At 42.3% G+C, this 26768-nt stretch carries 21 protein-coding genes; 11 read left to right on the top strand and 10 right to left on the bottom strand.

From position 1 onward, the window contains the following. Window positions 1–12: 12 nt before the first annotated feature. The 5 genes from B5D55_RS09300 to B5D55_RS09280 all read left to right on the top strand — a co-directional run bounded on the left by B5D55_RS09300 (window position 13) and on the right by B5D55_RS09280 (window position 5360). Window positions 13–636: a V-type ATP synthase subunit D gene (locus B5D55_RS09300; protein ID WP_078933743.1), complete on the top strand. Its 624-nt coding sequence runs from the start codon at window positions 13–15 to the stop codon at window positions 634–636. Further along, window positions 633–2555: a V-type ATP synthase subunit I gene (locus B5D55_RS09295; protein WP_078933742.1), complete on the top strand. Its 1923-nt coding sequence runs from the start codon at window positions 633–635 to the stop codon at window positions 2553–2555. The genes B5D55_RS09300 and B5D55_RS09295 overlap by 4 nt, the downstream gene beginning before the upstream one ends. 37 nt (window positions 2556–2592) lie before the next feature. After that, window positions 2593–3015, top strand: a complete 423-nt coding sequence (locus B5D55_RS09290; protein ID WP_078933741.1) for a V-type ATP synthase subunit K — start codon at window positions 2593–2595, stop codon at window positions 3013–3015. Between the two features lie 128 nt (window positions 3016–3143). After that, the gene (gene ispG, locus B5D55_RS09285) at window positions 3144–4232 is read left to right on the top strand and encodes a flavodoxin-dependent (E)-4-hydroxy-3-methylbut-2-enyl-diphosphate synthase (protein ID WP_078933740.1); all 1089 of its coding nucleotides are present in this window, start codon (window positions 3144–3146) and stop codon (window positions 4230–4232) included. A gap of 9 nt (window positions 4233–4241) precedes the next feature. After that, window positions 4242–5360 carry a hypothetical protein gene (locus B5D55_RS09280; RefSeq protein WP_078933739.1) on the top strand — a complete coding sequence of 373 codons (1119 nt, stop codon included), beginning with the start codon at window positions 4242–4244 and terminating at the stop codon, window positions 5358–5360. Here the strand turns inward: B5D55_RS09280 and B5D55_RS09275 are convergent. From B5D55_RS09275 to B5D55_RS09255, 5 genes are all read right to left on the bottom strand, one after another. Further along, window positions 5357–6958, bottom strand: a complete 1602-nt coding sequence (locus B5D55_RS09275) for a hypothetical protein (protein WP_078933738.1) — start codon at window positions 6956–6958, stop codon at window positions 5357–5359. The genes B5D55_RS09280 and B5D55_RS09275 overlap by 4 nt on opposite strands. Then, on the bottom strand, window positions 6959–8341 hold the full coding sequence (locus tag B5D55_RS09270) for a sugar transferase (protein ID WP_234975418.1): 1383 nt from the start codon (window positions 8339–8341) through the stop codon (window positions 6959–6961). A 159-nt stretch (window positions 8342–8500) separates the two neighbouring features. After that, window positions 8501–9481, bottom strand: coding sequence for an ABC transporter substrate-binding protein (locus B5D55_RS09265; protein WP_078933736.1), 981 nt, complete (start codon window positions 9479–9481; stop codon window positions 8501–8503). Window positions 9482–9508: 27 nt separating this feature from the next. Beyond that, the gene (locus B5D55_RS09260; protein WP_200805313.1) at window positions 9509–11173 is read right to left on the bottom strand and encodes an ABC transporter permease subunit; all 1665 of its coding nucleotides are present in this window, start codon (window positions 11171–11173) and stop codon (window positions 9509–9511) included. Beyond that, the gene (locus B5D55_RS09255) at window positions 11133–11906 is read right to left on the bottom strand and encodes an ABC transporter ATP-binding protein (protein ID WP_078933734.1); all 774 of its coding nucleotides are present in this window, start codon (window positions 11904–11906) and stop codon (window positions 11133–11135) included. The genes B5D55_RS09260 and B5D55_RS09255 overlap by 41 nt, the downstream gene beginning before the upstream one ends. 200 nt (window positions 11907–12106) lie before the next feature. On the opposite strand from B5D55_RS09255, the gene aepX reads away from it, so the two are divergent. The 4 genes from aepX to B5D55_RS09235 all read left to right on the top strand — a co-directional run bounded on the left by aepX (window position 12107) and on the right by B5D55_RS09235 (window position 18016). Further along, window positions 12107–13408: a phosphoenolpyruvate mutase gene (gene aepX, locus B5D55_RS09250; RefSeq protein WP_078933733.1), complete on the top strand. Its 1302-nt coding sequence runs from the start codon at window positions 12107–12109 to the stop codon at window positions 13406–13408. Between the two features lie 30 nt (window positions 13409–13438). Further along, window positions 13439–14563 (top strand): phosphonopyruvate decarboxylase, encoded by a 1125-nt coding sequence (gene aepY, locus B5D55_RS09245; protein ID WP_078933732.1) that lies wholly within the window; start codon window positions 13439–13441, stop codon window positions 14561–14563. Window positions 14564–14588: 25 nt separating this feature from the next. After that, complete coding sequence (locus B5D55_RS09240) at window positions 14589–16421, top strand: 2-aminoethylphosphonate aminotransferase (protein ID WP_078933731.1); 1833 nt, start codon at window positions 14589–14591, stop codon at window positions 16419–16421. Between the two features lie 83 nt (window positions 16422–16504). Further along, on the top strand, window positions 16505–18016 hold the full coding sequence (locus B5D55_RS09235) for an LTA synthase family protein (protein WP_078933730.1): 1512 nt from the start codon (window positions 16505–16507) through the stop codon (window positions 18014–18016). Between the two features lie 193 nt (window positions 18017–18209). On the opposite strand, the gene rfbD is transcribed toward B5D55_RS09235, so the two are convergent. Both rfbD and B5D55_RS09225 read right to left on the bottom strand, forming a co-directional pair. Further along, window positions 18210–19169: a dTDP-4-dehydrorhamnose reductase gene (gene rfbD, locus B5D55_RS09230; RefSeq protein WP_078933729.1), complete on the bottom strand. Its 960-nt coding sequence runs from the start codon at window positions 19167–19169 to the stop codon at window positions 18210–18212. 14 nt (window positions 19170–19183) lie between these two features. Beyond that, entirely contained in the window at window positions 19184–19915 is a 732-nt protein-coding gene (locus B5D55_RS09225) for a DUF6675 family protein (RefSeq protein ID WP_078933728.1), read from the bottom strand. 61 nt (window positions 19916–19976) lie between these two features. On the opposite strand from B5D55_RS09225, the gene B5D55_RS09220 reads away from it, so the two are divergent. After that, a complete protein-coding gene (locus B5D55_RS09220) occupies window positions 19977–21167 on the top strand; it encodes a pyridoxal phosphate-dependent aminotransferase (protein ID WP_078933727.1) in 1191 nt (396 codons plus the stop codon). Continuing rightward, a complete protein-coding gene (locus B5D55_RS09215) occupies window positions 21164–22627 on the top strand; it encodes a glycogen synthase (RefSeq protein WP_078933726.1) in 1464 nt (487 codons plus the stop codon). The genes B5D55_RS09220 and B5D55_RS09215 overlap by 4 nt, the downstream gene beginning before the upstream one ends. Here the strand turns inward: B5D55_RS09215 and B5D55_RS09210 are convergent. From B5D55_RS09210 to dxr, 3 genes are read right to left on the bottom strand one after another with little or no spacing between them, the layout of a single operon-like run. Then, the gene (locus tag B5D55_RS09210; RefSeq protein ID WP_078933725.1) at window positions 22624–24528 is read right to left on the bottom strand and encodes a WD40 repeat domain-containing protein; all 1905 of its coding nucleotides are present in this window, start codon (window positions 24526–24528) and stop codon (window positions 22624–22626) included. The genes B5D55_RS09215 and B5D55_RS09210 overlap by 4 nt on opposite strands. Then, on the bottom strand, window positions 24525–25655 hold the full coding sequence (gene rseP, locus B5D55_RS09205) for an RIP metalloprotease RseP (RefSeq protein ID WP_078933724.1): 1131 nt from the start codon (window positions 25653–25655) through the stop codon (window positions 24525–24527). Before rseP ends, B5D55_RS09210 begins: the two co-directional genes overlap by 4 nt. Next, a complete protein-coding gene (gene dxr / locus B5D55_RS09200) occupies window positions 25652–26737 on the bottom strand; it encodes a 1-deoxy-D-xylulose-5-phosphate reductoisomerase (protein ID WP_078933723.1) in 1086 nt (361 codons plus the stop codon). The genes rseP and dxr overlap by 4 nt, the downstream gene beginning before the upstream one ends. Window positions 26738–26768: the final 31 nt, after the last annotated feature.

Below are 26768 nucleotides of genomic sequence, written 5' to 3'. Positions count from 1 at the left end.
TAAGGAAACTGTATGGCAAAAATAAAGCTGACTAAAAATGAGCAGAAAGTTCAGAAAGATGCGCTGAAAATGTACCAGCGGTACCTTCCGACTTTAACGCTTAAAAAACAGCAGCTCCAGACAGAAATTCGTACTATTGAAGCTAAGGCTAGGGAAGTAAGGGCACAGCGCGTTGCTTTGGAAAAGGAGTTCAGTGAATGGATTTCCGTTTTCGGTGAAGAGGACGCGTTTAAGCCGGATATGGTTACAGTCAGCAATATAAAGAAAGGTTTTGGAAACATTGCGGGCGTTACGATTCCGGTCTACGAAGGTGCTGATTTCAGCCGCGGCGACTATGATTTGTACGAAACTCCTTTATGGATTGACCTGGCTGCTGACAGGATGGAAAAGGCTTTGTCGCTTGATCTGGAGGCTGATGTTCTTGATGAGCAGGTCAGGCTTCTTTCTCAGGAACTGCGCACGACTACACAGCGTGTCAATCTGTTTGAGAAAGTAAAGATTCCTGAAACAAAAGCGAATATCAAGAAGATTTCTGTATATCTTGGTGACGAGCAGGTTGCTTCCGTTGTACGGAGCAAGATTTCAAAGAAAAAACTTCAGGCGAATGCCGATGCTGCACAGGAGGCTGCTGAATGATTGTACCAATGAAAAAAGTCTCCATTGTCGTTCTTAATAAGGAACGCAGGCAGGCATTGGAGCAGCTGAAGAAAATAGGTGTCGTTCATTTGGAGCAACTTGAAGGAAACGGTGAAAAATTTGCCGCGTACAAAGAGGCTTCGAATAACGCTATGAATGCAAGTGCTGTTCTTGCAGAGGTAAAAGTACCTAAAAAGCACGGACAGCCTGCATCTCTTTCAAATCAGGAAATTGCAGAGAAATGCGTTAATGTTATTTCTCTGACAGAGCAGAAAAAAAGGCTTCTGGAAGAAATTTCGAATGATTCCGTTGAACTTGACCGTTTTGCACTATGGGGTGAAGTTAATCCTGATGACTTTGCATATCTGAAAGAAAAGAATATCAGCCTGCGGCTGTTTGAAATTCCGGAAGATAAATATTCGTTGGTTGACAGTTCTGCTGTAACAATCAGCGTGAACCGTGCAAAAAAGACTGTCCGCTTTCTTCTGGTAAACGGTGGTGACGAACGTCCTGCTGCTATTCCGCCGGAAGCATACGAAGTTCCTATGCCTGCTGTTTCTACAGCTGAAATTGCACGGCGCATTGAAGATGACGAGGCTAAAATTGCCGGCATAGACAAGGCGCTTTTGGAAGAGGCAATTTATAAGGATATGATTGACGGTTTCAAAAAATCGCTTGAAAGTGATATTCAGTTTGAAACTGTTTATTCTGGAATGGGAAAAGAAGAGGACGGTAAAATTTCTGACCTGGCCTGGATTTCCGGATTTGTGCCGGTAGATTCTATGGAGGTTCTTCAGAACGCCGTAAAAGAAAATTCCTGGGCTATGGCATACTGCGATCCGGATGAGGAAGATGAAGTTCCGACTAAGTTAAAGAACAATAAACTGGTAAGCTTGATTTATCCGCTTACTGACTTTTTGGGTACTGTTCCAGGATATCATGAATATGATATTTCCGGCTGGTTCCTTCTGTTCTTTACGATATTCTTCGGAATGATTTTCGGCGACGGCGGATACGGTTTAATCGTTACTTTTGCAGCCATTGTTATGATTTTGAAAGGGCTGGCTTCAAAAAAAGGCATTTCTCCTATGTCAGGATTGATGCTTCTTTTGGGTCTGTCTACAGTGTGCTGGGGAACGGTTACTTGTACCTGGTTCGGCTTGCAGCCGGAGCAGCTTCCGCAGTGGCTTGTTCACCTTTCAATTCCGCAGATTTCAAATGCGTATGCAGATGTAGGGTGGCTGCCGTTCTGGTCTGATGATGCGTCAAAAGAAATGCTTACAACGGCACAAAATCTCCAGATATTCTGCTTTACGCTGGCGTTCCTGCAGCTGTCTGTTGCTCATATAAAGGGAATGATCAGATACAGGAAGTCTTTGAAAGTATTGGGAGAATTCGGTTCAATGCTACAGCTTTGGGGTATGTACTATGTTGTTCTTTCAATGGTTGTAAGTTCTTCTCTGTTCAGTTTCTCAGAAATCGTATACGCTATTCCGATAGGTCTTATTTCAATTGGACTTGTTGCTTTCGGATTTGTCCTGAGTTTTGTGTTCAGTAATTATGAAGGAAGTATCGGTAAGTCAGTTCTGGAAAGCTGCAAGAGCATTATTTCCGTATTGCTCGGCGTCGTAAACGTATTTTCTGATATTGTTTCCTACATTCGCTTGTGGGCTGTCGGTCTTGCCGGTGCTGCTATTTCAGGTACCGTAAACGAGATGGCAGGACCTTTGCTAGGTCATGCAATTCTGTTTGTTGCATTTGCAGCACTTGTGCTGTTCGGTCACGGTTTGAATATGATTCTAAACCTTCTTTCTGTTATTGTTCATGGTGTACGATTGAATACGCTGGAATTTTCAACGCATCTTGGTATGTCATGGTCTGGCTTTAAATATAATCCTTTTGCAGAAAAGGATAAATAAAATACATTGGTAAAAGAATTGTTTTAAGGAGTTAATTATGAATTTTGGAATGCTTGGTGCTGCTGTTTGTATGGGTATTGCTGCTATTGGTTCAGCAATCGGAATTGGTATTGCAGGTCAGGGTGCAATCGGTGCTTGGAAACGCTGTTATGTAAATAACAAGCCTGCTCCGTTTATCCTTACTGTATTTGCCGGTGCGCCTTTGACACAGACTATCTACGGTTTCCTTCTTATGCAGTCTATGGCTGCTTCACAGAAAGATTCCTGGTTCCTTCTTGGACTTGGTATTGCTTCTGGTCTTGCTATGTGTTTTTCTGCTATTGCGCAGGGAAAAGCCGGTGCTGCAGGTTCTGATGCTCTTGGTGAAACAGGAAAAGGTTTTGCCCAGTACATTATGGTTGTAGGTTTGTGCGAAACAGTTGCTTTGTTCGCAATGGTATTCTCAATGATTGTCTGCTAAAAACTGTTTTATGCACTTAAAAACAAGCCCCGTCATTTTCGTCGGGGCTTGTTTTCTTATTAACGGACAACGACTTCTGAAGTCAATTATTATAGTCAATTCCAGGAAAAATATGCTATACTGTATATATGGCTACAAAAGAAGTTTTTATTGGCGGAAAGGGAATTACAAAACGTATAGGAATCGGCGGTAATAATCCGGTTTCTATCCAGACGATGTGGAAAGAACCCATAACTGACGTAAACGATAATTCTGAAAAACTTGATTTAATACTGAAAAAAATAAATAATCTTCAGTTTCTTGGCTGTGATATTATCCGTTTTGCAGTTCCTGATATGAAAAGTGCAGCTTCCCTTTGCCGGATTGCTGCCCATACTGAAGTTCCACTTGTTGCAGATATTCATTTTGATTATAGGCTTGCCCTTGATTGCCTTAAAGGTAATGTTGCTGCAATCCGTATAAATCCAGGAAATATAGGTTCTGCTGAAAATACGCGGAAAGTGGTGGAGGCATGCCGGGAAAACGGTGTTGCAATCCGCATCGGAATTAATTCCGGAAGTTATCCTAAAGAACTTCAGAAAAAAGTTGCTGCCGGAGAAATGACACGGGCGGAAGCTCTTTGCGAAACAGCCGTTATTGAGTCTGCTGTGTTTGAGGAACTTCATTTTGACCAGTATGTTGTAAGTATGAAATCGTCAAGCGTTGAAGAAACTGTGCTGTCAAACCGCTTTTATGCGCAGAAATATCACAATCCGCTTCATCTTGGCGTAACGGAGGCTGGGCCTCTTATTGACGGCATCGTAAAATCTACGATGGCTTTCTCAACTCTTTTGAATGAAAATATTGGTGACACAATCCGTGTCAGTTTGTCTTCAACTCCTGAAAATGAGGTGATTGCAGCCCGTAATATTCTGAAGGAATGCGGCAGGCGTACCGGCGGCGTAACTCTTGTTTCGTGTCCTCGCTGCGGAAGGGAAGGTTTTGACGTACATTCCTTTGTGGAACGCTGGCAGCCGGAGCTTCTTGCTATGGATAAAAATATAACGGTAGCGGTGATGGGCTGCATTGTAAATGGTCCTGGTGAAGGAAAACATGCTGACATCGGTATTGCCGGTGCCGGCGGAAAGGCAATTATTTTTAAGAAAGGGCAGATTGTCCGCACGGTTCCGGAAAAAGATGCCGATACTGCTTTTAGGGAAGAAATTCAGTCTTTGTAGGATATTAAAATGAAAAAAACATTCCTTTTTATATTTATTTCGCTCTTTGAGTTTTTCTGCATTTTCTCTGAAACTATAGCAAAACCTGATTATATTATTGATGACAAGCGTATTTTTTTAGATGCGCAGATTGCGTTTGACCGGCAGGATTACGGGCTGGCATTGAAATTAGTCGAACGGGCAAAAGCGGCACGAAAGCAGAAAGTAAAATGGGAAGTATATACTTTGGAAAATTCTCTTAAACCTGAGGAAGTAAAACGGGCAGGAGATTTTATTCCTGACATACTGCCGGTTCTTTCAGAGAGACAGGATTATGATGCTCTGGAGATTTTTTTCCGGTACGAAAAATTATATACGATGGATTTTTTTGAAAATTCTGCAAAAAAATTGATTGCTTTTATAAAAAACAGAAGTGAATTTCCAGAGGCCGATTATCTTAGCGGATGTGTATATCAGCTTGAAGGAGAATATTCTGTGGCAGAACAGCTTTTCTTAAAAGCGTTCGAGTTTTCTTCCATTCTTGATGTGCCGGATGAAAAATATGATATTCTGTATTCTCTAGCAGACATCAGTTTTACAAAAAAGAATTTTGAAAAATATGAAGAATATCTTGTTCTTATAATTTCTCAGGACAAGGCTTTTAAGAATAACAGGCTTATTGATGCTATGAAATCTACTATACGAAGCGTCAAATCGGATTGTATGGAGAAATTCTTTTTGATGTATCGCACGGAAAATTTCCGTCTGCTGAATGCTTATTTTTTATTGTCAGAATATTATCAGGAAAAAAATGAAAAGGACAGGGCGCTGACAACTGCTGCTCTTGGCGCACTTACCGGTTTTTCCAAAGTGTATGATGTTGTTTCAAAGCGCAATCCTGAATTCGAATATGCAGGACTTTCTTCCCTTTTTATTGAGGCATGCAAATACACTGACATTGTGGAGTGGGGTATTAAAAACAATGTGTGGAAAGGTTTTAATGACTTTGCAGAAAACACCTTTAAAAATGAATGTCCTGTCTTTGCCGTAAAATTGTATACGATCTTAAAGGAACATTCGCCGGAAGAATACTGGCGTGCAGAAGCTTCTGTCCGGCTGGATGTAATTACGGCTGCCGTTAAGCGTTAGTAATGCAGTCCGATTCCTATGCTGATTTCATACGCGCTTACAGAATCCCGCCAGTCTTGATTTAATTTGCCCTTGATATAAGGCATTTTTCTTCCCAAATCAACGCCCAGACTTCCGCGTACTTGAATTCCCTTCCATTTCAGCGGATAGACAATAGCTTCTATACCGCCGGCTAAAAATCCGTCCCTGTAATCAAAAATCGTTCCCGTAGAACGGTTTTTGATAAACGCAATGTCTATGAACGGCGAAAGTTGAACTTCCATATCAAAATATCTGACATACGGAATATGCTTGATTACAGGTACATCTTCCCAATGTACTTTAAATATTCTAATCGGTAGGTCAAGATTGATTACTACTGCACCCGGAGTGTAACAGGCTTTTTTGTCGCCATCACCGGTATCGGAATCAAAATACTGTTCGTCCCTTATTCCTCGCAGCCTTTTTCCTATAGATACGTTTGAATTAAGATAAGCGAATGCATAGATGTCTGTTGAAAAGCAAAAGTGCTTGAATGCTTTGTATGCCTTTAGTTCCGTTGATATGCCAGGAGAAAATGTGTATGTTTCAAAGTTATAGGAAACTGATTCCGTAAAGCTTGCACTCATTCCGTTTCTGAAATTTTCAATCCAGTTTATTCGCTCTGTGGAAATTGACTGTCCGATTTCCATTGCAGGTCCAAGCAGTCCGTCGTCTGATTTGTATTTCGGATATAAATCAGATATTCCGTCAAAATCCCAGTTATATGTAGCTTCGATATACGGCGTATAATAGATGTTTCCCCAGTCCCTGACTTTCTGGAGAATAATAGGAACAGAAACTTTTGCATTTTCTACAAAATAGGTACCGTCTCCGTAGTGTACCATAGTGCCGTTCTCATCATAATCTTCGTAGTCTAAATTACGGATAAATGACTGGTTGAAGGCAAACTTAACGGAAAATGCATCAAACGGCAGTTCTAAGTCGAGTCCGGTTTGCAAGTTCCATTCAGGAGTTGATTCTCCGAGCGTATAGGACACTTCAATGTCATTTACCCAGGAAGCATTGAATTTCCACAGTCGGAACGGAGTTGCAAACTCCATATTGAAACCGAATTTATATTCCGGATCATCATTCTCATTATCTTGTTCAATGGCAAAGTTAAAATCTCCTGCCATTTCTTCCATTGAGCCTAGAAAATTCGTATCCTTTGCTTTAAGCCTCAGGCTGAATCCGTTGTTTGAGTCATATTTAGGGTAGGGAACGGCAAGCAGATGCTTCGAATCTTTTGTGCTGACTTTAAGATAGACGTCATACAGCGTTTCTGTGTTTTCGCTGGACTCTGTTTCTTCTTGAGAATGTTCTTTTAATGAAAAATCTACGGAAATCTTTTCAAAAACGCGCGTATTTTCTAGTTTTTGGGAATAATCGTTTATGTAGTCCATCAATTCGTCTTCATTCTTAAAAACGAGTTTCTTATCTACAAGAACTTTTGTTTCAATCGCGTAGGGGCGCGTTATGCCTTTTACATCGTACTCAACGTCCCTGATAATATATTTGTCTGCAAATGCAACAGAAGATATGCACAACAATACTGCGAGTAATATCGTTTTTTTCATTTAGTAAGCGCCTTTTCCATTTATTACAACCCACACCGTGCGTATGATAATCCATAAATCAAGCCATATAGACCAGTTCTGAATGTAGAATGTATCAAGATAAATCCGCTCTTCGTATCCTGTATCTGATCTTCCTGAGATCTGCCACATTCCTGAAAGCCCCGGCGTTACAGAAAGAATGAAACCTGCGTTTTCTCCGTATTTTTCAAGTTCTTCTTTTGTTACTGGACGCGGTCCTACAAAACTCATATTTCCTGTAAGAATGTTTATAAACTGCGGAAGTTCGTCAAGGCTTGTTTTCCGCAGGAATTTTCCGAATTTCGTTACGCGCGGATCATTTACGAATTTTCTGTCACGCTCCCATTCTTCCCTGCGTTCCGGATCGTTTTTAAGGATTTCTTCAAGCATTTCCTGCGAATTTACGTACATAGAACGGAATTTCCAGCAGGTAATTTCTTTTCCGTTTTTTCCGACTCGCTTGTGTCCGTAGAAAACAGGTCCTTTTGATGTTATTTTTATAAGGACTGCAATAATAAGCATTACAGGAATGACAAACAGTGCGGAAATAAAAATAATAATAAGATCGATAAGCCGCTTTACAAACAGGTTCAGTTTTTTTGTGAGGTTATGCGTGGTTGAAAATCCCAGAATTCCTCCTATGTCGCGAAGCTGCATTGTGCTGGACAGTTCCTGATTTTTCTGAACCGTTATCGTGTAGCGGTAGGAATTCATAATAGGGTGCTTGTCGCCTTCGTAGTCACACATAATGGCAACTTTTATGTTCAGCTGCTTTATGGCTTCAAGAATGTCAGAAGATTCCGGAAATACAGGAATGTCATCATACATCGTGCAGTCAGTATTCCTGCTGTTTATGATGACGGCCGGCTTGTAACCCAAATCATTGCGTTTTATAAGTCGTGAAATTACTTCATCACCGCTGTCGCCGGTACAGTAAATGACGGCCGGTACGCCCCACCATTTGCTTTTTCCGAAAGTATGCCTGCCGATTTCCCTGGACGCCGGCATTCCTATCGCTGTAATCGGAATGGCAAGAATGAATGCGCAGATGACGCCGAAATTTGAACTGTCGCGCACGATATTGTATGTAAATGCGAAAAGTCCGTCTTCCTGCTGAAGGACGATGCTTGCGCATATTCCGAAAAAGCAGAAAATTGAACAGGTCGTAAGTTTGCGGACTTCTTCAGACGGAGAAATCATAATGCCCGGATACAGACCTGCTGCGTAGTATACGATGAGTATGAGCGGAAAATAATATGCATAGTAAATGAATGACCTGAAATTGATTGCAGACGGATTGCACAGGTTTATGATGAAGAAAGAAAGACCTATGCAAAGAAAGAGGGATATTGCGTCGACTATCATCAGCATAAGGCCGGACAGAAAGGAACTTGTCCGGTTCTTATACGTTTTTTTAAAATATTTGATAAAATCTTGAGAAGTCATATATACCGATTTTAATTTAAAATCGGTATGGTGTCTATATGTTCAGCTTCCGTAAAATTACGGAGGCTGAACGGTTTTTTATTTACAGCTTTCGCTAAGCTGAATGTGCTCTTTCAGAAGTTCTGTTGTCAGAGGTTCTGAATACGTCCTGCTGTTTGATGCCTGATTTTCTTTGTCTACAGTTTCACCTTCATAAAGAACGACCGGATAATCCTTTATGATATTTTCGCGTCCTTTTTCAATAATTGTCTGCGCCATTTCCATTGCAAGCGGATTGTATTTTTTTGCCTTGTTGATGACGGCAACAGATTCTGTAAGGTTGTAGTTTCCTTCAGTCGGGTCAATGAAGTCAATCGGAAGACCGGCTTTTTTGTCGCGGACTGCCTGATGGCGCAGACCGAAACCTACTGCTACTTCACCTGCACGAACTTTCTTTATAGGACCAGAACCGCTAAGTTCGAGGTGCGGACCTGCGTTTTCATATATTGCCTTAAGTGCTTCCTTTGCACCAGCTTCTCCGTAAGATTCGATGAGCGCCTGCACCATAAGCCAGGCAGTCGTGCTTCCTTGCAGATCAACTACGCTGATGTTGTTCTTGTATTCCGGATTTCCGATGTCCTTTATGCTTTTAGGATATGAAAGTTCGCCGTCCGCAAGCATTTTTGTATTTACGATAACGGCGCCCTGAATTGCAAGCATCGGCGTATAAAAAGACGGATGTGCTGTCGTACAGGCTGTTTCAAATTCAAGATCCCTGAACATTTTGTTTGTTTTCTGTGCGCTTTCAATATAGAAAGAACTCATCGTAATAAGGTCAGCTTCAATGTCTGCGCCTTCGGCAAAAAGTTTTCCGCCCAGTTCGCTTGTCCCGAATGACTGCAGAATGTATTTTCCTTCAAAGCCGTTTTCGTCCAGAGCTTTTTTAATGGAAACGACTGCTTCATCGTCCGCATTTGAATAGATGATGACCTGTTTTTCCGCTGTAGAACCGTTTTTTCGGCAGCCGCCAAAAGACAGAAGAACAGCCGCTGAAATAAGAACTGAAATAATTTTTTTCATTTCCTGTACCTCTTTGGTATATAATTTTTATTCGTGCGAAAGGGGAAGTCCCTGTCGCTTCCGGTGAGGCTGCTGATGTGCGATGCCTTTGACCGTCTTTATAATCAAATTCGTTATGAGAATCAGAAGCGACAGAATGAATATTTCATTGAATTTTGCAAAATGCTGAAGCTCCTGAATTTTTGTGGTAATTACCATTGTTTTTGCCCCGGCAATGAAAACTACTGCGCTTATCGTAACCATTCCGTTTATGAAAAGGTAGCAGAATACTTCAAGAAGCGTAGGCAGAATGTTAGGCGTAATTATGCGGACGACTGTTTTTATCCAGTTGTCGCCCAGAATTGCCGCCGTCGTTTCCCAGCTTTCGTTCATTTTGTCAAGCGTGCCTTTCATCATAAGGAAAGGCGTTGCAAAAAAGTGAATCATATTGCAGAAAACAAGAATTGCCATAGTGTTCCGCAGAAATGTTTTTTTGAAAGTAAGAAGAAACGCAATTCCAAGAACCATTCCCGGAATGGTGTTCGTTATCTGCGCGATTGACTCGATGATAAGCGTTCCGTGAGGATGAAGCCTGCTTCTGGTCGTTACAAGGGCGCTTGCGTAAACAAGCATCGTTCCTAAAAGTGCGGTGAAGAAGCTTATGATGAGCGAATTAGTGAAAACGCGTACCAGATTTGAGTCTGCAAATACTGATTTAAGGTTTTTGAGCGTTCCGTTCATATTGTACGGCCATTCCTGAACGAACGGTGCAACGAATACTACTGCAAAAATCGAAAGAATGCAGGTAATTATTGCCGCTGAAACAAGTGCAAGGATTATATCGCGCGCCGGATTTTTTTTCATTTCGATTTTTGTGATTTTGTTGTAGCGTACGTTGAACTTCTGAAGATAGTTCAGAAGAAGAATGCTTACGATTGACGGAAGCAGCATTATGATTGCAATGACTGCGCCCTGATTGAAATTCGGAAGGCTTCCGAGCATCGTATTGTACAAAAGTTCTGCGATGACAGTATAACGTCCGCCGATTGATGCCGGTATACCGAAGTCCGTGAACGACAGGAAGAATGCCTGCACTACAGAAACGGCGATTGTTCCCCACAGCGGCTGAAGTACGGCGGTGTAAAAGCATTTAAGTGCGCTGTCGCCCATAATCCTGCATACAACCATATAACGCTTATCGATGTATGCCATCGTATTTTTGGTAAGTGTAAACGAAATAGGAAGCGTGTAGATTACGTAGCCGAAAACAAGGCCGTTAAAGCCGTAGAAATCAAAAAGCTGCCTTCCGATTACTTTTGTAATCAGTCCTGTTTTTCCAAACGAGTAGATGATTGCAAAACCGTATGTGATTGTCGGAAGCAGCATTGGAAAAACGGCGCATGTCCGGAGCAGTTTTTTGAGGGCGGACGGAAGATTGGTAAAGTTTTCTGTGTAGGCAAGAATGAATGCAAGGAAAGTAGTGATTACTGCACTTACAGCCGACACTTTTGTGCTGTTCCAGAATGCCTGAGCCAGTTTTCCCTGTACGAAAACGTCCCGGAAATGGACGAGCGACAGGCCGCCCGGTACGGAGAAAGCGTTTTTGAAAATAAAAAACGCCGGAAGAACGATAAACAGTGTGAAAAAAAGCAGGACGACTGCATATACTGTATTAATCTGCTTGTTGCGCATTTCCGTTCCTTTTTTCGTCAAAAAGCTTGAAAATATTGTTTTTCTTTATTGTAAGCTGTTTGAGTATAAAATCATTTACAAAATCGCTTGCCGGACTGTTTATTATTTCGTCAGGAGTTCCGAACTGCTCTATGTTTCCTTTGTTTATGATGAGCACTTTGTCGCTTATTGTAAGTGCTTCTTCCGGGTCGTGCGTTACGATAATCGTTGTCAGATGAAAATCTTTTGCGATTGTAACGATTTTTTCTTTTATTGATTCCTTTATTACTCCGTCAAGAGCAGAAAGCGGTTCGTCAAGAAGAAGAATTTTCGGTTTCATAACCATTGTCCGCGCAAGTGCTACGCGCTGCTTCTGTCCGCCGGAAAGCTTGTCGATTTTTTTATCAAGCTGGTCTTTCAGTCCCAGAAGTTCTATCAGAGAATCAACTTCTTCTTTTGTTGAGCGGTCCGGGAAATTCCTCAAGCCGTAGGTGATGTTTTTATAGGCGTTAAGATTAGGGAAAAGCGCGTAGTCCTGAAAAACAATATTGAAGTCGCGCAGTTCCATCGGCTTTTTCGTTATGTCTTCACCGTTGAACAAAATCGTTCCTGAGTCCGGCTGAGTTATGCCCAAAATCAAATTGAGAAGCGTCGTCTTTCCGCTTCCTGATGAGCCGAGAATGGAAACAATCTCTGCATCCCCGATTGAGATAGAAATATCGTTCAAAATCGTTATACCGTCAAACGATTTTTTTATGTTTTTCAGTTCAAGCAATGACTGCCTCCAATAAGAAGATACTTTTGTACTGTACAGGAATTTGCCGTTTTAGTAAATATATTTGCCGTTTGATGTTCAAAATATAATAAAAAATATGTAATTTTGAACAAAAACCATTTACATTCTGGGTGATATTTTATATACCTAATCTAAAATCATATATTTTTGAACAAAATTGCTGTTCAAAGGAGTTTATTTTGGCAAAAAAAGTCTATCTTGGTCTTACAGGTGACATCATTCACCCTGGAATTATCAATATTATCAATGAAGGGGCAAAATACGGAGATGTCGTCGTCGGTCTTTTAACTGACAAGGCAATTGTAAATCACAAGCGGCTTCCGTATCTTTCATACGAACAGCGCAAGGACGTTGTAGAAAACATAAAGAACGTTTCAGAGGTAATTCCTCAGAATGACTGGAGCTACGTTCCTAATCTTCAGAAACTGAAGCCCGAATTTATGATTCACGGCGACGACTGGAAGACAAACTACCTGAGCGGAATTCGAGAGGAAGTCCTTGAAGTTATGAAGGAATGGGGCGGTCAGGTCATAGAAATTCCGTATACGCAGGGAATAAACTCTACGGCTCTTGTTGAAAATGCAAACATCATCGGAACGACGCCTGATGTCCGCCGTGCAACGCTCCGCCGCCTGATTGCCGCAAAACCGATTGTCAGGATTATGGAAGCTCATTCCGGGCTTACGGGACTTATCATTGAAAATACGCAGATTCAGAAAGAAGACGGACTTCATCAATTTGACGGAATGTGGTCGTCATCACTTACCGATTCTACGGACAAAGGAAAGCCAGACATCGAGGCTGTAGACCTTACGACGCGAATGCAGAGCCTTACGGATATACTTGAATGTACTACAAAACCGATTATTTACGACGGCGATACAGGCGGAATACCAGAGCATTTTGTGTTCACGGTGCGGACGCTTGAGCGGAACGGTGTAAGTGCCGTCATCATCGAGGATAAAAAAGGACTTAAGAAAAATTCGCTTTTCGGAACAGAGGCAAAGCAGGTTCTTGCCACTGAGGAAGAATTCTGCGAAAAAATCAGTGCGGGAAAAAAGGCGCAGGTTACTAAAGACTTTATGATTATTGCCCGTATTGAAGAAATCATTGCCGGCTATTCTGTGGACGAAGCTGTAAAAAAAGCGTTTGCCGCCGTAAAAGCCGGTGCAGACGGAATTATGATTCACTCAAAAGACAAGTCCGGTATGGATATAAAGGAATTCTGCGAAAAATTCCGCGCGGAATACAAATCTATTCCGATTGTACTCGTTCCTACGACTTACAATCAGTTTACGGAAGCAGAACTAGCTTCCTGGGGTGCAAACGTAGTAATCTATGCAAACCATATGCTTCGCGCCGCGTATCCGGCTATGGTGAAGTGCGCAGAAACTATTTTGCAGGCAGAGCGTTCACTTGAGGTTAATGACATCTGTATGCCGATAAAGCAGATTCTTGAGCTTATTCCGGGAACAAAATAAATTTTTTCAAAAAATACAAAGGAAACTGAAATGATAAGACCATCGACTTTTTATGATATGCTGATACAGAACGGAACGGATTTTTTTGCAGGCGTTCCTGACTCCCTGCTTAAAAATTTCTGCGCATACATTACGGACAATGCACCTGCAGAAAAGCACATTATTTCGGCGAACGAGGGGAGCGCAGCGGCTCTTGCTGCCGGCTACCATTTTGCCACAGGAAAAATTCCACTCATCTATATGCAGAATTCCGGCGAGGGAAATATGATAAATCCGCTGCTTTCTCTTGTTGACCCGGATGTTTACTCCGTTCCTATGCTTATCGTAATAGGCTGGCGCGGCGAACCGGGCGTACACGACGAACCTCAGCACGTAAAGCAGGGAAAAGTAACGTGCGCCCTGCTTGATGCAATGCAGGTTCCGTATGAGGTGCTAGGCACGGACGAGGCGGATTTGCCTGCCGTTCTTGAAAAAGCATACGCATATATCAGGAAGAACAGCGCGCCGTTTGCACTTGTAATACGAAAAGGTACTTTTGATGAATATACGCTTAAAAATAACGTTACCGTAGCAGGTTCGATGAGCCGCGAACAGGCAATTGAAAAAATTATGTTAAGTGCGGACGAGCGCACCGTTTTTGTTTCTACAACAGGAATGGCAAGCCGCGAACTGTACGAGCTTCGCGAAAAGCACGGTATGGGACACGAGCGCGATTTTCTTACTGTAGGGTCAATGGGACACGCAAGCCAGATTGCACTTTCCATTGCAATGCAGAAAAAAGACCGTTCCGTTTATTGCATTGACGGCGACGGAGCGGCGATTATGCAGATGGGCGGACTTGCCACAATCGGTACGCGTTCTCCGTCAAATATGGTTCATTTTGTGCTTAATAACGGCGCACACGACAGCGTAGGCGGACAGCCGACTGTCGGAAGGCAGATTGATTTATGCGCCGTTGCAGCCGGATGCGGCTATGAAAATGTCGTGAAGGTTGAAACTCCGGAAGAACTTGATGCAGTATTGAAAGACAACGATACAAAGAGTACACTGACGTTCGTTGAAGTGCTTGTTACGAAAGGCGCACGAAAGGACTTGGGCAGACCGAAATCAACTCCAGTTGAAAATAAGAATGCCCTGATGGCGTTTTTGAAATAGCATTTCTGGCAGTAAGAGGTTATTTATGATTAGACAGGCAGTTATAGTTGCAGGCGGACTCGGCTCACGCTTTGGAGACAGAACGAAGCTTATGCCGAAAGGATTTATTGAAATTGACGGCGTTCCTATGGTGGAGCGTTCCGTTCAGAAGCTGATTGCCGCAGGAATTGAGGAAATCATTATCGGAACAGGGCATTGCAGTGAATATTATGACGAACTTGCAGAAAAATATCACATTATAAAAACTGTCCGGAATGACAATTATATGAACACAAGCAGTATGGGAACTCTTGAAGTCTGCGTTCCGTACATAAAAGGTGATTTTTTGCTGCTTGAAAGCGATCTTGTATATGATTCTGTCGGACTGAAAGTTCTTCAGAACGAACAGCGTCCGAACGTTATTCTTGCAAGCGGAAAATCAAACAGCCACGACGAAGTTTATCTTGCCGCAGATGATGACGGCGTTTTGTATGAAGTCAGCAAGAACAAGGAGATTATTCCTAATCCAAGCGGAGAACTTGTCGGAATTACAAGAATTTCAAAATCCTGCCTTGACAAGATGATGGCGTATTATAAATCGGACAAAAGCCTTATCAAGCTTGACTATGAATCTGCTCTGAAACAGGTCAGCATTTCCGGCGAGCCTGTGTTTGTTCATAAAGTTGAATATTATGCATGGACTGAAATTGATGATGAGTCTATGCTTGACCGCGCGCTGAACCAGATTTATCCGCGCATTAAGGAAAATGAGGAACTTCAGAATATCCGCCGTGAAGTCCTTCTTAATCCCGGACCTGCAACTACAACAGACAGCGTAAAATATGCGCAGGTACAGAGCGATATTTGTCCGCGCGAACTTGAATTCGGCGGACTTATGGAATGGTGCGCAGAAAAACTGACTTCTTTTGCTGCCAGTACAGATGAATATACGACCGTTATGTTCGGCTGCTCGGGAACGGGCGCTGACGAGGCAATGGTCTGTTCCGTTGTTCCTGAGGACGGCAGGCTTCTTGTAATAGACAACGGAAGCTACGGAAACCGCCTTGCAAAGATTGCAAAAGTCCACAAACTGAATTTTGACGTATTTGAAAGTTCTACATACGAGCCTATTGACTTAAAGGCGCTTGAGAAAGTTCTTTCTTCAAAAAAATATACGCACCTTGCAGCCGTTTATCACGAAACGACCACAGGACTTTTAAATCCGATCGGAGAAATCTGCACAATGGCACATTCTTTCGGAATGACGACGATTGTTGATGCAGTGAGTGCATACTGCGGAATTCCGATGGATTTGAAGACTCTCGGCATTGATTTTATGGCTTCAACTTCAAACAAGAACATTCAGGGAATGGCAGGAGTCGGTTTTGTTATCTGCAATAAAAAAGCGCTTGAAGCAACAAAAGATATTCCGATACGGAATTACTATCTGAATTTGTGGGATCAGTACCAGTATTTCCAGAAGACAAAACAGACGCGCTTTACTCCGCCGGTTCAGACGTTCTATGCACTGCGACAGGCGATTATTGAAACAGAAGTTGAAACTGTTGAAAAGCGTGCGGAACGCTATACGGCCTGCTGGAACATTCTTGTTGATACGGTGAAGAAACTCGGACTAAAAATGCTCGTAAAAGAAGAAAATCAGAGCCATCTTATTACGGCAATTCTTGAGCCTGACGTTCCTGACTACAGTTTTGAAGGTCTGCATGATTTTGCAAAGGAATATGCGTTCACTATTTATCCGGGAAAACTTGGAAACATAAATACGTTCCGCATTGCAAATATCGGCGACATCCAGCCGGAAGAAATGCAGTGCTTCTGCGGAAAACTTACGGAATATATGAAATCAATCGGACTGTAAGGGCTGATAAGATAAAAATTACGATTAAATTGAAATAAAGCCTCCTTTGTGATACATTTTTGTTCTGCAACAGGAGGCTTTTTTTGGATAAACGTAAAAAAATCATCATATATAATATTATCTCTGACTTACTCATTCTTCTTTCTGCCGCTACTGCGTTTGCAATCCGCTGGGCGCGCCGTAACTACCCGATGACTCAGAACAGGACTGTCTATTTTGTAATGACTTCTGACGTTTCCGGGCACGATTCTGGAACTGCTCTTTCAATAATAAAAGGTTTTGTGCTTCCTGCAATTTTTATATTTGCAGCATACCGTATTATGCTTCTGTTTTTATCCAGACGCGGTGTAAACGTAAAAATCCGCCGTATCTGCGCTGTTTCCGGTATTTTATGCGCCGGAACATTCCTTACTGCAATTGTTATATTCAAGGCGTGGCGCTATCCGCTTATTGCCTGTTCTGTAAAAGCCGCTCCTGTTTACTCAGAATTCTATGAGGAAAATTATATAGAACCGTCATCGGTTACTGTAACTCCGCCTGCAAAAAAGCGCAATCTTATCGTCGTTTTTATGGAATCAATGGAGTCCTCCTATGCGGACGTTGAAAACGGCGGTGTATTTGAAAAAACGCCTGTTCCGTACTTGCAGGAACTTGCCAAAACGCATACGAATTTCAGTCATAACGGTAATGTCGGCGGCGGAATAAATCTTGAAGGTACAAGCTGGACTGTGGCAGGACTTCTTTCAAAACTTACTGCCGTTCCGTATTTTGCGCCGTTTTTGAAAAAAAACGGAAAAACAGTCTGCCTTCCGAATGCCGTTTCGCTGACTGATATTCTTTCGGAGCAGGGGTATACATCCATTTTTTCAATTGGTTCTGAAAAGCAGTTTGAAAACCGCGATGCTTTTTTTGAGTCACATTCTATTGAAGTTCACGATATAAACTGGTATAAGAAAAACGGTTTTATTCCAAAAGACTATCAGGTTTTCTGGGGCTTTGAAGACGTAAAACTGTATGAAATTGCAAAAAAAGAACTTGAAGTTCTCGGTTCCGGGGAAGCTCCGTTCTGCTATCAGTTTCTTACTGTCGACACGCATTTTCCGTACGGCTTTAAATGTTCTTCCTGTACCGATGATGAATTTGACCATCAGATGATGAACGTACTTTCCTGTGCAGACAGGCAGCTTTCGGATTTTCTGCGGTGGGTGCAGACGCAGGTGTGGTATGAAAATACGACGGTCGTTATTTTAGGTGATCACTGTTATTTGAGCGCACCGAAAAATAATTTTATAGAAGAACTGAGCGTTCTTCCGCCGGAACAGGTTGAAGAATCACGGCATTTTTTGAATATTATCATAAATCCTTCCGGGAACTTAAAGAATGTACCTGAAACTGTGCAGAAAAACAGACAGTTTTCAAGTTTTGATATTATGCCTACCATTCTAGAGGCGATGGGAAATACGCTTTCTGAAGACGGAATTGCGCTGGGGCGCTCTTTGTACAGAAATGTTCCGACTTTGGTGGAAGAGTACGGCAGGAATACTGTTGAAACGGAAACAATGCGCCGTACAGTTCAGTACGAAAAACTTAAGTAGAGGTCTGTTTTCATTAACTGCACGGAATTCAATATGAAAATTCTCACTGAGAATTTTTTAAAAGTCAGTGAGAATTTTAAAAAACTCACTGACTTTTTATGGAAAACTCAGTGAGAATTTTACTAAAGTTTTTTGAAAGCATAAAAAAACAGACGGCAGTCTTACGGAAAAATTGAGTAAATCTACGGAAGAACTATTGTATTTCAAAACGTTTGTCGCTCATAAATTCCTTAAGACTTTGCTCCCAATCAGGAATTTTTATTCGCAGCTCTTTCTGGATTTTTTCCTTGCTTAAAACGGAATATGCAGGACGCGGTGCTTTTGCGCCGTATTCTGCCGTCGTGCAGCCTGTGATTGTACAGTCTTTTGTAACGCGTCCGCATTTTTTTCCGATTGCATAAATCTTTTTTGCAAAATCAAGCCAGGAAGTCTGTCCTTCATTTGTAAAATGATATATGCCGTAAGCAGGCGCGCTGTTTTTACCGAATACGGAAGTTGCCTTTTCTGATTTTTCTATTATCATCAAAATCGCGGACGCTAAATCTCCACAATACGTCGGCGTTCCGAACTGATCTTCCACAACTCTTATTTCATCTTTTGAGTTGAACAGTTTTGTCATCGTGTAGACAAAATTCTTGCCGTAAAAGCCGTACAGCCACGCAGTGCGCAGAATATAATACTGGCTCATAGACGAACAGATTGCGTCTTCTCCGTCTGACTTTGTCCTGCCGTATACGCCTGTCGGATTTTTTTTGTCAGCTTCTGTATATGGTACTTTTGACGTTCCGTCAAAAACGTAGTCTGTTGATATGTGAATGAGTTTTGCACCGTGATTTCGTGCCGCACGGGCAAGGTTCAGCGCACCGGTTGTGTTTACTGCACGGGCTTTTTCCTCATCGTTTTCCGCATTGTCAACTGCCGTATATGCGGCGCAGTTAATAATCCAGTTGATTTTCCGTTCTTTCGGATTTGAGAATTTTTTATGTGAAGAAAGATAGTAATTTGTTTCTGTTGACGTTATAAAATTTTCAACAGCCGCCGGATTTGAAATATCAACTTCACTGCCGGAACCTGTCCAGAAGAGGTCTTTTTCCGTTAAAAGCCTGGCAACGTGCGTTCCCAGCATTCCTTTTGCACCGATGAGCCAGATCATTTTGTACTTCCGGTTTAGATTTTTGTAAAGACATAATTACAGAATGTCTTTATTCTGTTGATGAACGAACGTTCAATCCGTTCCTGGAACATTGCAACTTTCATTGCCTTACAGCCGCCAAGTCCGTAAAGAATCCAGTTGTCACCGTCCCTGAACAATAAAATTGCAGATTTCATATTGTTCTTTTTTACGCAGGTGAATTTTCCTTCAAATTTAAGGTCGTTTGTATTTCCAGAAACGTAAAAAAGATAGTCGTCTGTCTGCTCGATAAGGATAGGTGAATGAATTGTTCCGAACGGCGACATATATAAGTCGGCGTTGTATTTTACTGCCGTATCGCTTATTTTTTCCTGTCCGACGATATACGCAGAACTGTATAAATCCCAGTACCGTTCATGCTGTTCAGACCAATATTGAATTCCTGCGTAGTTCGGAATATCCTCAAGAACGATGCGCATCTTCTGCATCAGGTCTTCGTTTCCTTCATACGGACGTATCTGTATGATTTCGGCAAGATAGTTAGGTCCAAGTTCTTTTATTTCTTCTGTAATTCTTGCAATTCCCGGATTGTTGCCTTCAATGGCTGCATTCTTGAATTTGTCAATGCTTTTTATAAGAACTTCGCCTTTGTTTAAAGTTTCTTTGTCTGCTTCGGAAAGTTTGCTGTTAAACGGCAATGCTGCCGCGTCTGTAAGTAGTGCAGCCGCAAAAATTATAGCGGCAATCAATTTATTTGTGCTAAACATATTATAAAGTATATTGATAAATCTGTTTATTTTCAATAAGAAGTGATATACTGTTTGTATTATGATAGCTAGAAATATGAAATCAATTCTTGAAAATCCGGCTAACGGTGTTATTCGAAAAATGTTTGAAGAAGGTGCTTTGCTGAAAAAAAAGTACGGTGAAGATAACGTGTACGATTTCAGTATCGGAAATCCGGATTTAGATCCGCCGTCAGAAGTTGTTGAAGCCATAGAAGAAATTGCTGCTGATACAAGTCCTATGTGCCACGGATATATGCCTAATCCAGGCTATATGCAGGCGCGTCAGGCAATGGCAGAAAAAACATCGCTTGAGCAGGGGACTGCTGTTCCTGCGGACTGCGTAATTATGTCTGTAGGTGCGGCAGGTGCAATGAACTGCGTATTCAAGGCGCTTTTGAACGTCGGTGACGAGGTGATTGTTCCTGCACCGTATTTTGCAGAATACGGTCATTACTGCGCAAATCACGGTGGAACGCTCCGTCCTGTTCCGACAAAAAATGATTTTTCGCTTGATATTGACGCAATTAAGGCTGCTTTAACCGAAAAAACAGCTGCCGTAATCATAAATTCACCGAATAATCCTACGGGAAGAATATACAGCAGGGAAGAAATACAGGCGCTTTCTGCCGTTCTTACGGCGCACGGCGAAAAAACAGGGCGCTATCCGTATATTGTCTGTGACGAACCGTACCGCGCGATAACGTACGGCGGAAAAAAAGTTGCGCCGGTTTTTCCGGAATACAGGCAGGCTGTAGTAGTAACGTCATTCGCAAAGAACCTTAGCGTTCCTGGTGAGCGAATCGGCTATATTGCCGTAAATCCGGCGTCTGATGACGCTTCTGAAATGGTAGCGGCGTGCATCCTTGCAACACGGATTTTAGGCTTTGTAAATGCTCCTGCATTTTTCCAGAAAGTAATTGCCAGAAGCTGGAATGCCAGATGCGATTATTCTCTTTACGAAAAACGATGCAGGGAAATTATGGAGATTATGGATTACGCCGGGCTTCAGTATGCAAAACCGGAAGGCGCTTTCTATCTTTTTGTAAAAGTTCCTGAAGGTTGGAACGGCGATGATATGGCATTTACAGAACACTTGAAGAAATTTAATATTCTGTGTGCGCCGGGTACTGGTTTTGGTGGAAAAGGCTGGTTCAGGATTTCATACTGCGTTGCAGAAAAAACAATATTAAATTCAAAGGAAGCATTTTATAAGGCGATTCATTCAAAATGAAAATACTTATGATAAGTGCGGAGGTGTTTCCGTTTGCAAAGACGGGCGGGCTGGCGGATGCAGTTGCGGCGCTGGCAAAAGCACTTTCTGAAAAGGGGAACGATGTAAAAATCGTTATGCCCCGTTATTATAAAATTGACAGGAAAACGGTTTCTTTGCTAAAGAAGGGCGTATGCGTATGTACCGGACAGCAGGAGGTTGCCGTAGATTTTTACTGCGCCCGCCTGGAAAAGTCCGCCGTTGAGGTGTATTTTGTTGATTATGAGAAATGTTTCGGCAGGGAAGGTCTGTACGGCAATTCGTTTGAACCTGACTATCACGACAATCCGTTCCGTTTTTCACTTCTTGCGCGTGCGGCATTCTCGCTTTGTACTGAAACCGGCTGGATTCCTGATATTATGCACTCCCATGACTGGTCTTCCTGTATGGTACCTGTCCTGCTTAAACAGTGTATGCGTACGGAAAACAGTCCTTTTAAAAATACAAAATCTGTCCTTACAATTCATAATATGGGCTATCAGGGACGCTATCCGTCCGGTGCGTTCAGCCTGCTTGGTCTGCCGCAGGAACAGTTCAGGGCGGCCGGCTTTGAACAGTACGGCTGCATCAATTTTCTGAAAGCCGGAATAACCTGTTCTGACATTCTGACTACTGTTTCACCGACGTATGCTGATGAAGTAAAAACGCAGGCAGGCGGTTTTGGTCTTGACGGACTTATTCGCGTGCGTGCAGATTCTTTTTTCGGTATTTTAAACGGTGCTGATTCTGCTGACTGGAATCCTGCTTCGGATTCGTTTCTTCCTGCGAATTACAGCGCAGAAAATATGGCGGGAAAGAAAATCTGCCGGAGAAAACTTCAGCAGGAATTCGGTCTTCCTGCTGACGATGAAGTTCCTGTTATCGGGATGGTTTCCCGGCTTGCAGAGCAGAAGGGAATTGCGGAAGTTTTTGCCCCGATGTACGGCTGTATGTATCGGATGTGTACTGAACTTCGCGCACAGTTTGTTGTAGTAGGATCGGGCGAACGCTGGTGTGAAGATGAAATTAAGGTTCTTGCAGGTAAACTTCCTAACCTTAGAGCGTTTGTCGGCTACAGTGAAGAAAAAAGCCGGCTGGTTGAATCGGGCTGTGACTTTTTCCTTATGCCTTCAAAATACGAGCCGTGCGGACTGAACCAGATTTATTCTATGCTGTACGGAACGCTTCCGATTGTCCGGCGGACCGGCGGACTTGCAGACACGGTAGAACAGTATGACGAGCAGACTGGCTGTGGCACAGGCTTTACGTTCGGAGATTTAACGCCTGATACAATTTTCTATACTGTTCAGTATGCGGTAGATACATTCTACAGGCGCAGGGAGCATTACGAAAAAATGCAGCAGCAGGGAATGAAAAAAACATTCTCCTGGAATGATGCTGCTGAAAAATATCTTGAGGTTTATAAAAAAGCCGGCGTCTAGAACTCAAACCACTGACCGTCGCGGGTTAAATACCAGTCGGCAAGAACCTGCGACAGGTCTGTGTTGTACCATGATATGCTTCCGTCTTTGTTCAGTATGACAACTCTGTTTGCATTCTGACAGACTTTTACCGGAATGGAAGCAGATCTCTTGAACATAAAATTCTTGTTCTGTGCAAGATTACAGGAGCGGACGTTGTCCTTTCCGATGTTTGTGTACAAAATCGGGAAGTGAAGATAGGTGAAGGCTTCCGGGTCTTCATCACGCAGACGCAGAATAGTAGACTTCATTTTTGTAACAGGATTATATTTAAATACAATCGTACTTTTTGCATCTTCATCTGCCTGAACGGAAACACCGTATATATTATTTTCGTATACATTCAGTGCGAAGGCAACGTTTCCGCCCAAATTCATAGGCACAGTTTCGCGGGTCGTTATATCTACACAAAGCAGCGAAGAACGCGGATTTGTTGCGTATGATTTTGCAACATACAGTTTTCCGTCGCCTCCTATAACTGCATCCTGAAGTCCGGCTCCGGTATAAACTTCTTCAAGCTGGCGCGTATCCATATCAAAACGGTGAACGACGGAGTTGCTTTCCATTTCAATAATCGTATTTCCGAACAAGCGCACGGACTGAAGCGTACTTTTCGGTGTAAAAAGCGTCGTTGTTTCAGGAACTGAATAATCGAACAGCTGTACCGGTTCGCGAGTGCCTTTTGACCACAAAATAAGCTTGTTGCCGTAAGTGATAAGCTGCGTCTGTCCCGGATTATCGCCTTTTCTGTCAACCATTCCTGTATCGTAAGAAGATTTGAATACGGCATTGCGCGTTAAAAAGTAGAAATCTTCGCCGACAGGCGCCATATCAAGAATTTTATCATACGTGTTCTCCGTGATTGCACTCAAAGCAACTGCTTCTGTTTCTGCGAAAGCAGTTGTTTTGAAAAGAGCGCCTGATTTTGAGCCGAGCATAATTTCTGCACCGTTTTTTGTTCCGCAGACAATCGCCGCATTTCCGCGAGGACCTTTCAGCGTTTTTAGTATTTTCGGCGTAGAAACAGAATTATTGTTAACGTTCTCAATCATATTAAGAACGTACGTGCCTTTTCCGTCATTTGAAAGATAATGCAAATTCTGCGGATTTTTTTCATTTAGCAGAATCGGATTTTCGCATTTTACAGTTGCAATCGTCTTTCCCGTAAGGGCGTGAATAATATATATGATGTTGTCGCGCACTCCGGCAAGAAAAAGCGAATTGCTGAACATAACCGGCTGTTCAAGTCCCTGCTCCACAGAAAAGCGCTGCTTTGTTTTTCCCGTAAGAAGATTATAGTAGCTCAGGTTTCCTGCCGGCGAGTACATAACGGCTGTTTTTTCAGTTGCGCTTGTCTGAATCATAGAAACAATGCCTGTATTGTCGGACAGTTTGTTGACTACAGTTCCGTTTGCGGCGCGGATAAAAACTGCTCCGTCGACAGTCGCCGTTCCTACAATCAGGTAAGTTCCCTTTTCCGAATAAGAAAGTGATGTTATTGAATCTGAAAAACGACGCGCGAATTTTCTGGAAAGCGTGTTCCAGTTCCATACGCTTATTCTGTTTACAAGACCGCCGTCCGTTTCGTAAACGGCAATTTCATCTCCGCCCGGCGCAACGGCTACAAGTTTTATCTCAAGGTCGGAAATCTGGTAATGTTCGCCCTGATTGTCGTCTGTCCACTTTACAAGAAAACCGTCTTTTCCTGCGCTGAAATAAGATTTTTCAAGACCTGCGCTGTCGCTTACCGTCGCTATTGCAGAAACAGCTTCCTGATGCGCCTGCGTTGAAATATGTGACTGAGCGCTTATACTGCATACTGATGCAGAAATCAATAGAATTGAAACAAGAGCTTTTTTCATTTTTGAATACCTCTGAAATTATTGAAAAAATATGCCATATCCCCCGAAAAACCGATACAAAAGAGGGCGATTAGAAATGCAAGCCCAATGAACTGAATGTAGTACAGGACTTTCGGAGGAATTTTTTTTCTGGTAACAAGTTCAATCAATGCGAATAAAATCAATCCGCCGTCAAGAATCGGAACAGGAAGAAGATTCATAATGAAAAGCGAAATGCTTATATACGCAAGAAAACTGAACATATTGATTATTCCTGTTATGAAACTTTCTGAAAAACTCTGGACTGCCGTCGTTCCAAGCATATCTGCAATGCGTGCAGGTCCGGAAACAGTTTCCTTAATGTCAACGCCTTTAAATAAGGTGGAGAGACCTGTAACGGTAAGCCTGAGTGCATCTGCCGTTTCCGTAATTCCTTTCCATATCGCAGGAAAAAAAGAAAGGCTTTCCACCGTATATTGTGCGGCAGTTTCCGTATCTGCCGTAACTCCGATTTTTCCTGTTCCGGAAGCCTTGTCAAGCTCTGTGCGGACGGTGAACTTGAGCGGCGTATCATTTCTGTTTACTTCAATTATAACGTATTCATCAGGACGGGAAGAAATTTCTGTCACGATATCTGAAAAATTAAGGATTTCTTTGCCGTTTATTCTTGTTATGACATCTCCGGTCTGCATTCCTGCCTGTTTTGCCGCGCTTTTTACGTTTTCGTAAACTTCGTCTGCCATAATGACTTTTGCAGAATATGAATAGTAGGTGTAACCAATGAGCGCTATAAGAAAAAATGCGAAGAAAGTGAAGAATAAATTGAAGAACGGTCCTGCAAATGCAATTACTGCGCGCTTTACAGGGTGAATTCCATACAGGGAATCTTCTTCTGCCTCTATGTGATCCAGTTTTGCTTCAAGCGATTTCTGGAAATCTTTTTCTCCTTTCATACCGCAGTAGCCGCCAAGAGGAATAAGAGAAAGACGATAATCCGTTCCTTTATATTTTTTATGAAGCAGAACAGGTCCGAATCCGATGGAAAAACTTTCTACTTTTACTCCGAATTTTTTTGCGGCAAGAAAATGTCCGAATTCGTGAAACAAAATCAGAAAAAACAGGCATAAAAATCCGTAGACAATGTTCATATCATTTCCTGAGCCAGTTTACGCGCTTTTTTGTCCTGTTCAAAGACGTCATCAAATGAACGAGGTTCATAAGTCCAGTCTTTGTCGAGTACTGAACGGACAATGCGCGGTATAGCCGTAAAGCCTGTTTTTTTATCAAGAAAAGCCGCAACGGCTTCTTCATTTGCCGCATTATAGGCAATTGTATATGATTTTGATTTTTTTGCTGCTTCAAAAGCATAGCCAAGCATCGGAAAATCATTTATTCGCGGCCTGAAAAACGTCATCGTGCTGTCAAATAAATCAAACGGTGAAAGATACGTTTCTTTGTTTTCCGGCCAGGTAAGTGCAGAAAAAATCGGATGTTTCATATCCGGGTCAGAAATCTGTGCATACAGCATTCCGTCTTTTGTTCGTACAAGTGAATGAATAAGGCTTTGCGGATGAACGACAACCTGAATATCATCCGCACTTATGTCGAACAGTCGTACGGCTTCAATAACTTCAAGCCCTTTATTTGCAAGCGATGCGGAATCAATGGTTATTTTTCTTCCCATTTTCCAAGTAGGGTGATTTAGCGCCTGTTCAACCGTTACGTTTTCAAGCTGCTCCCTGGTGAATGTCCTGAATGGTCCGCCGCTTGCCGTTATGATGATTTTATCTACATTTTTCTGATTTACCTGATGAACAAGATTAAAAATTGCGGAATGTTCTGAATCTACCGGAATAACTGCAGCATTGTTTTTTTCAGCAAGCTGTTTTATCAGCGGCCACGCCATTACTACAGTTTCCTTGTTTGCAAGGGCAAGGTTAATTCCTGCATCAAGAACTGTTTTAGAGGGGAGAAGTCCTGCCGCTCCTGCAATGCCGTTTACAACAATGTCAGGTTTTGTTTCTTCCAGTAAGTTCTTTATTGCATCAGGATTGTTTTCTGAGGTGAGTACGCTTTTGCAGTTGAATTCAGTAGTAAGGGCAGAAAGACGTTCTTTGTTCGAATGGGCTGTAAGTCCGCAAATCTGAAAATCATCACCCATATTCCGTACGATTTCAAGCGTGCTTGTTCCGATTGAGCCGGTGCACCCTAAAACTAAAATTCTTTTCATAAGCGCCTCTATAGCAGTCCTGTAGTTTTAC

It is taken from the genome of Treponema porcinum, assembly GCF_900167145.1.
Classification (GTDB): domain Bacteria; phylum Spirochaetota; class Spirochaetia; order Treponematales; family Treponemataceae; genus Treponema_D; species Treponema_D porcinum.
The sequence above is the reverse complement of the archived record's forward strand: the minus strand, read 5'-3'. Positions and strand labels throughout refer to the sequence as shown.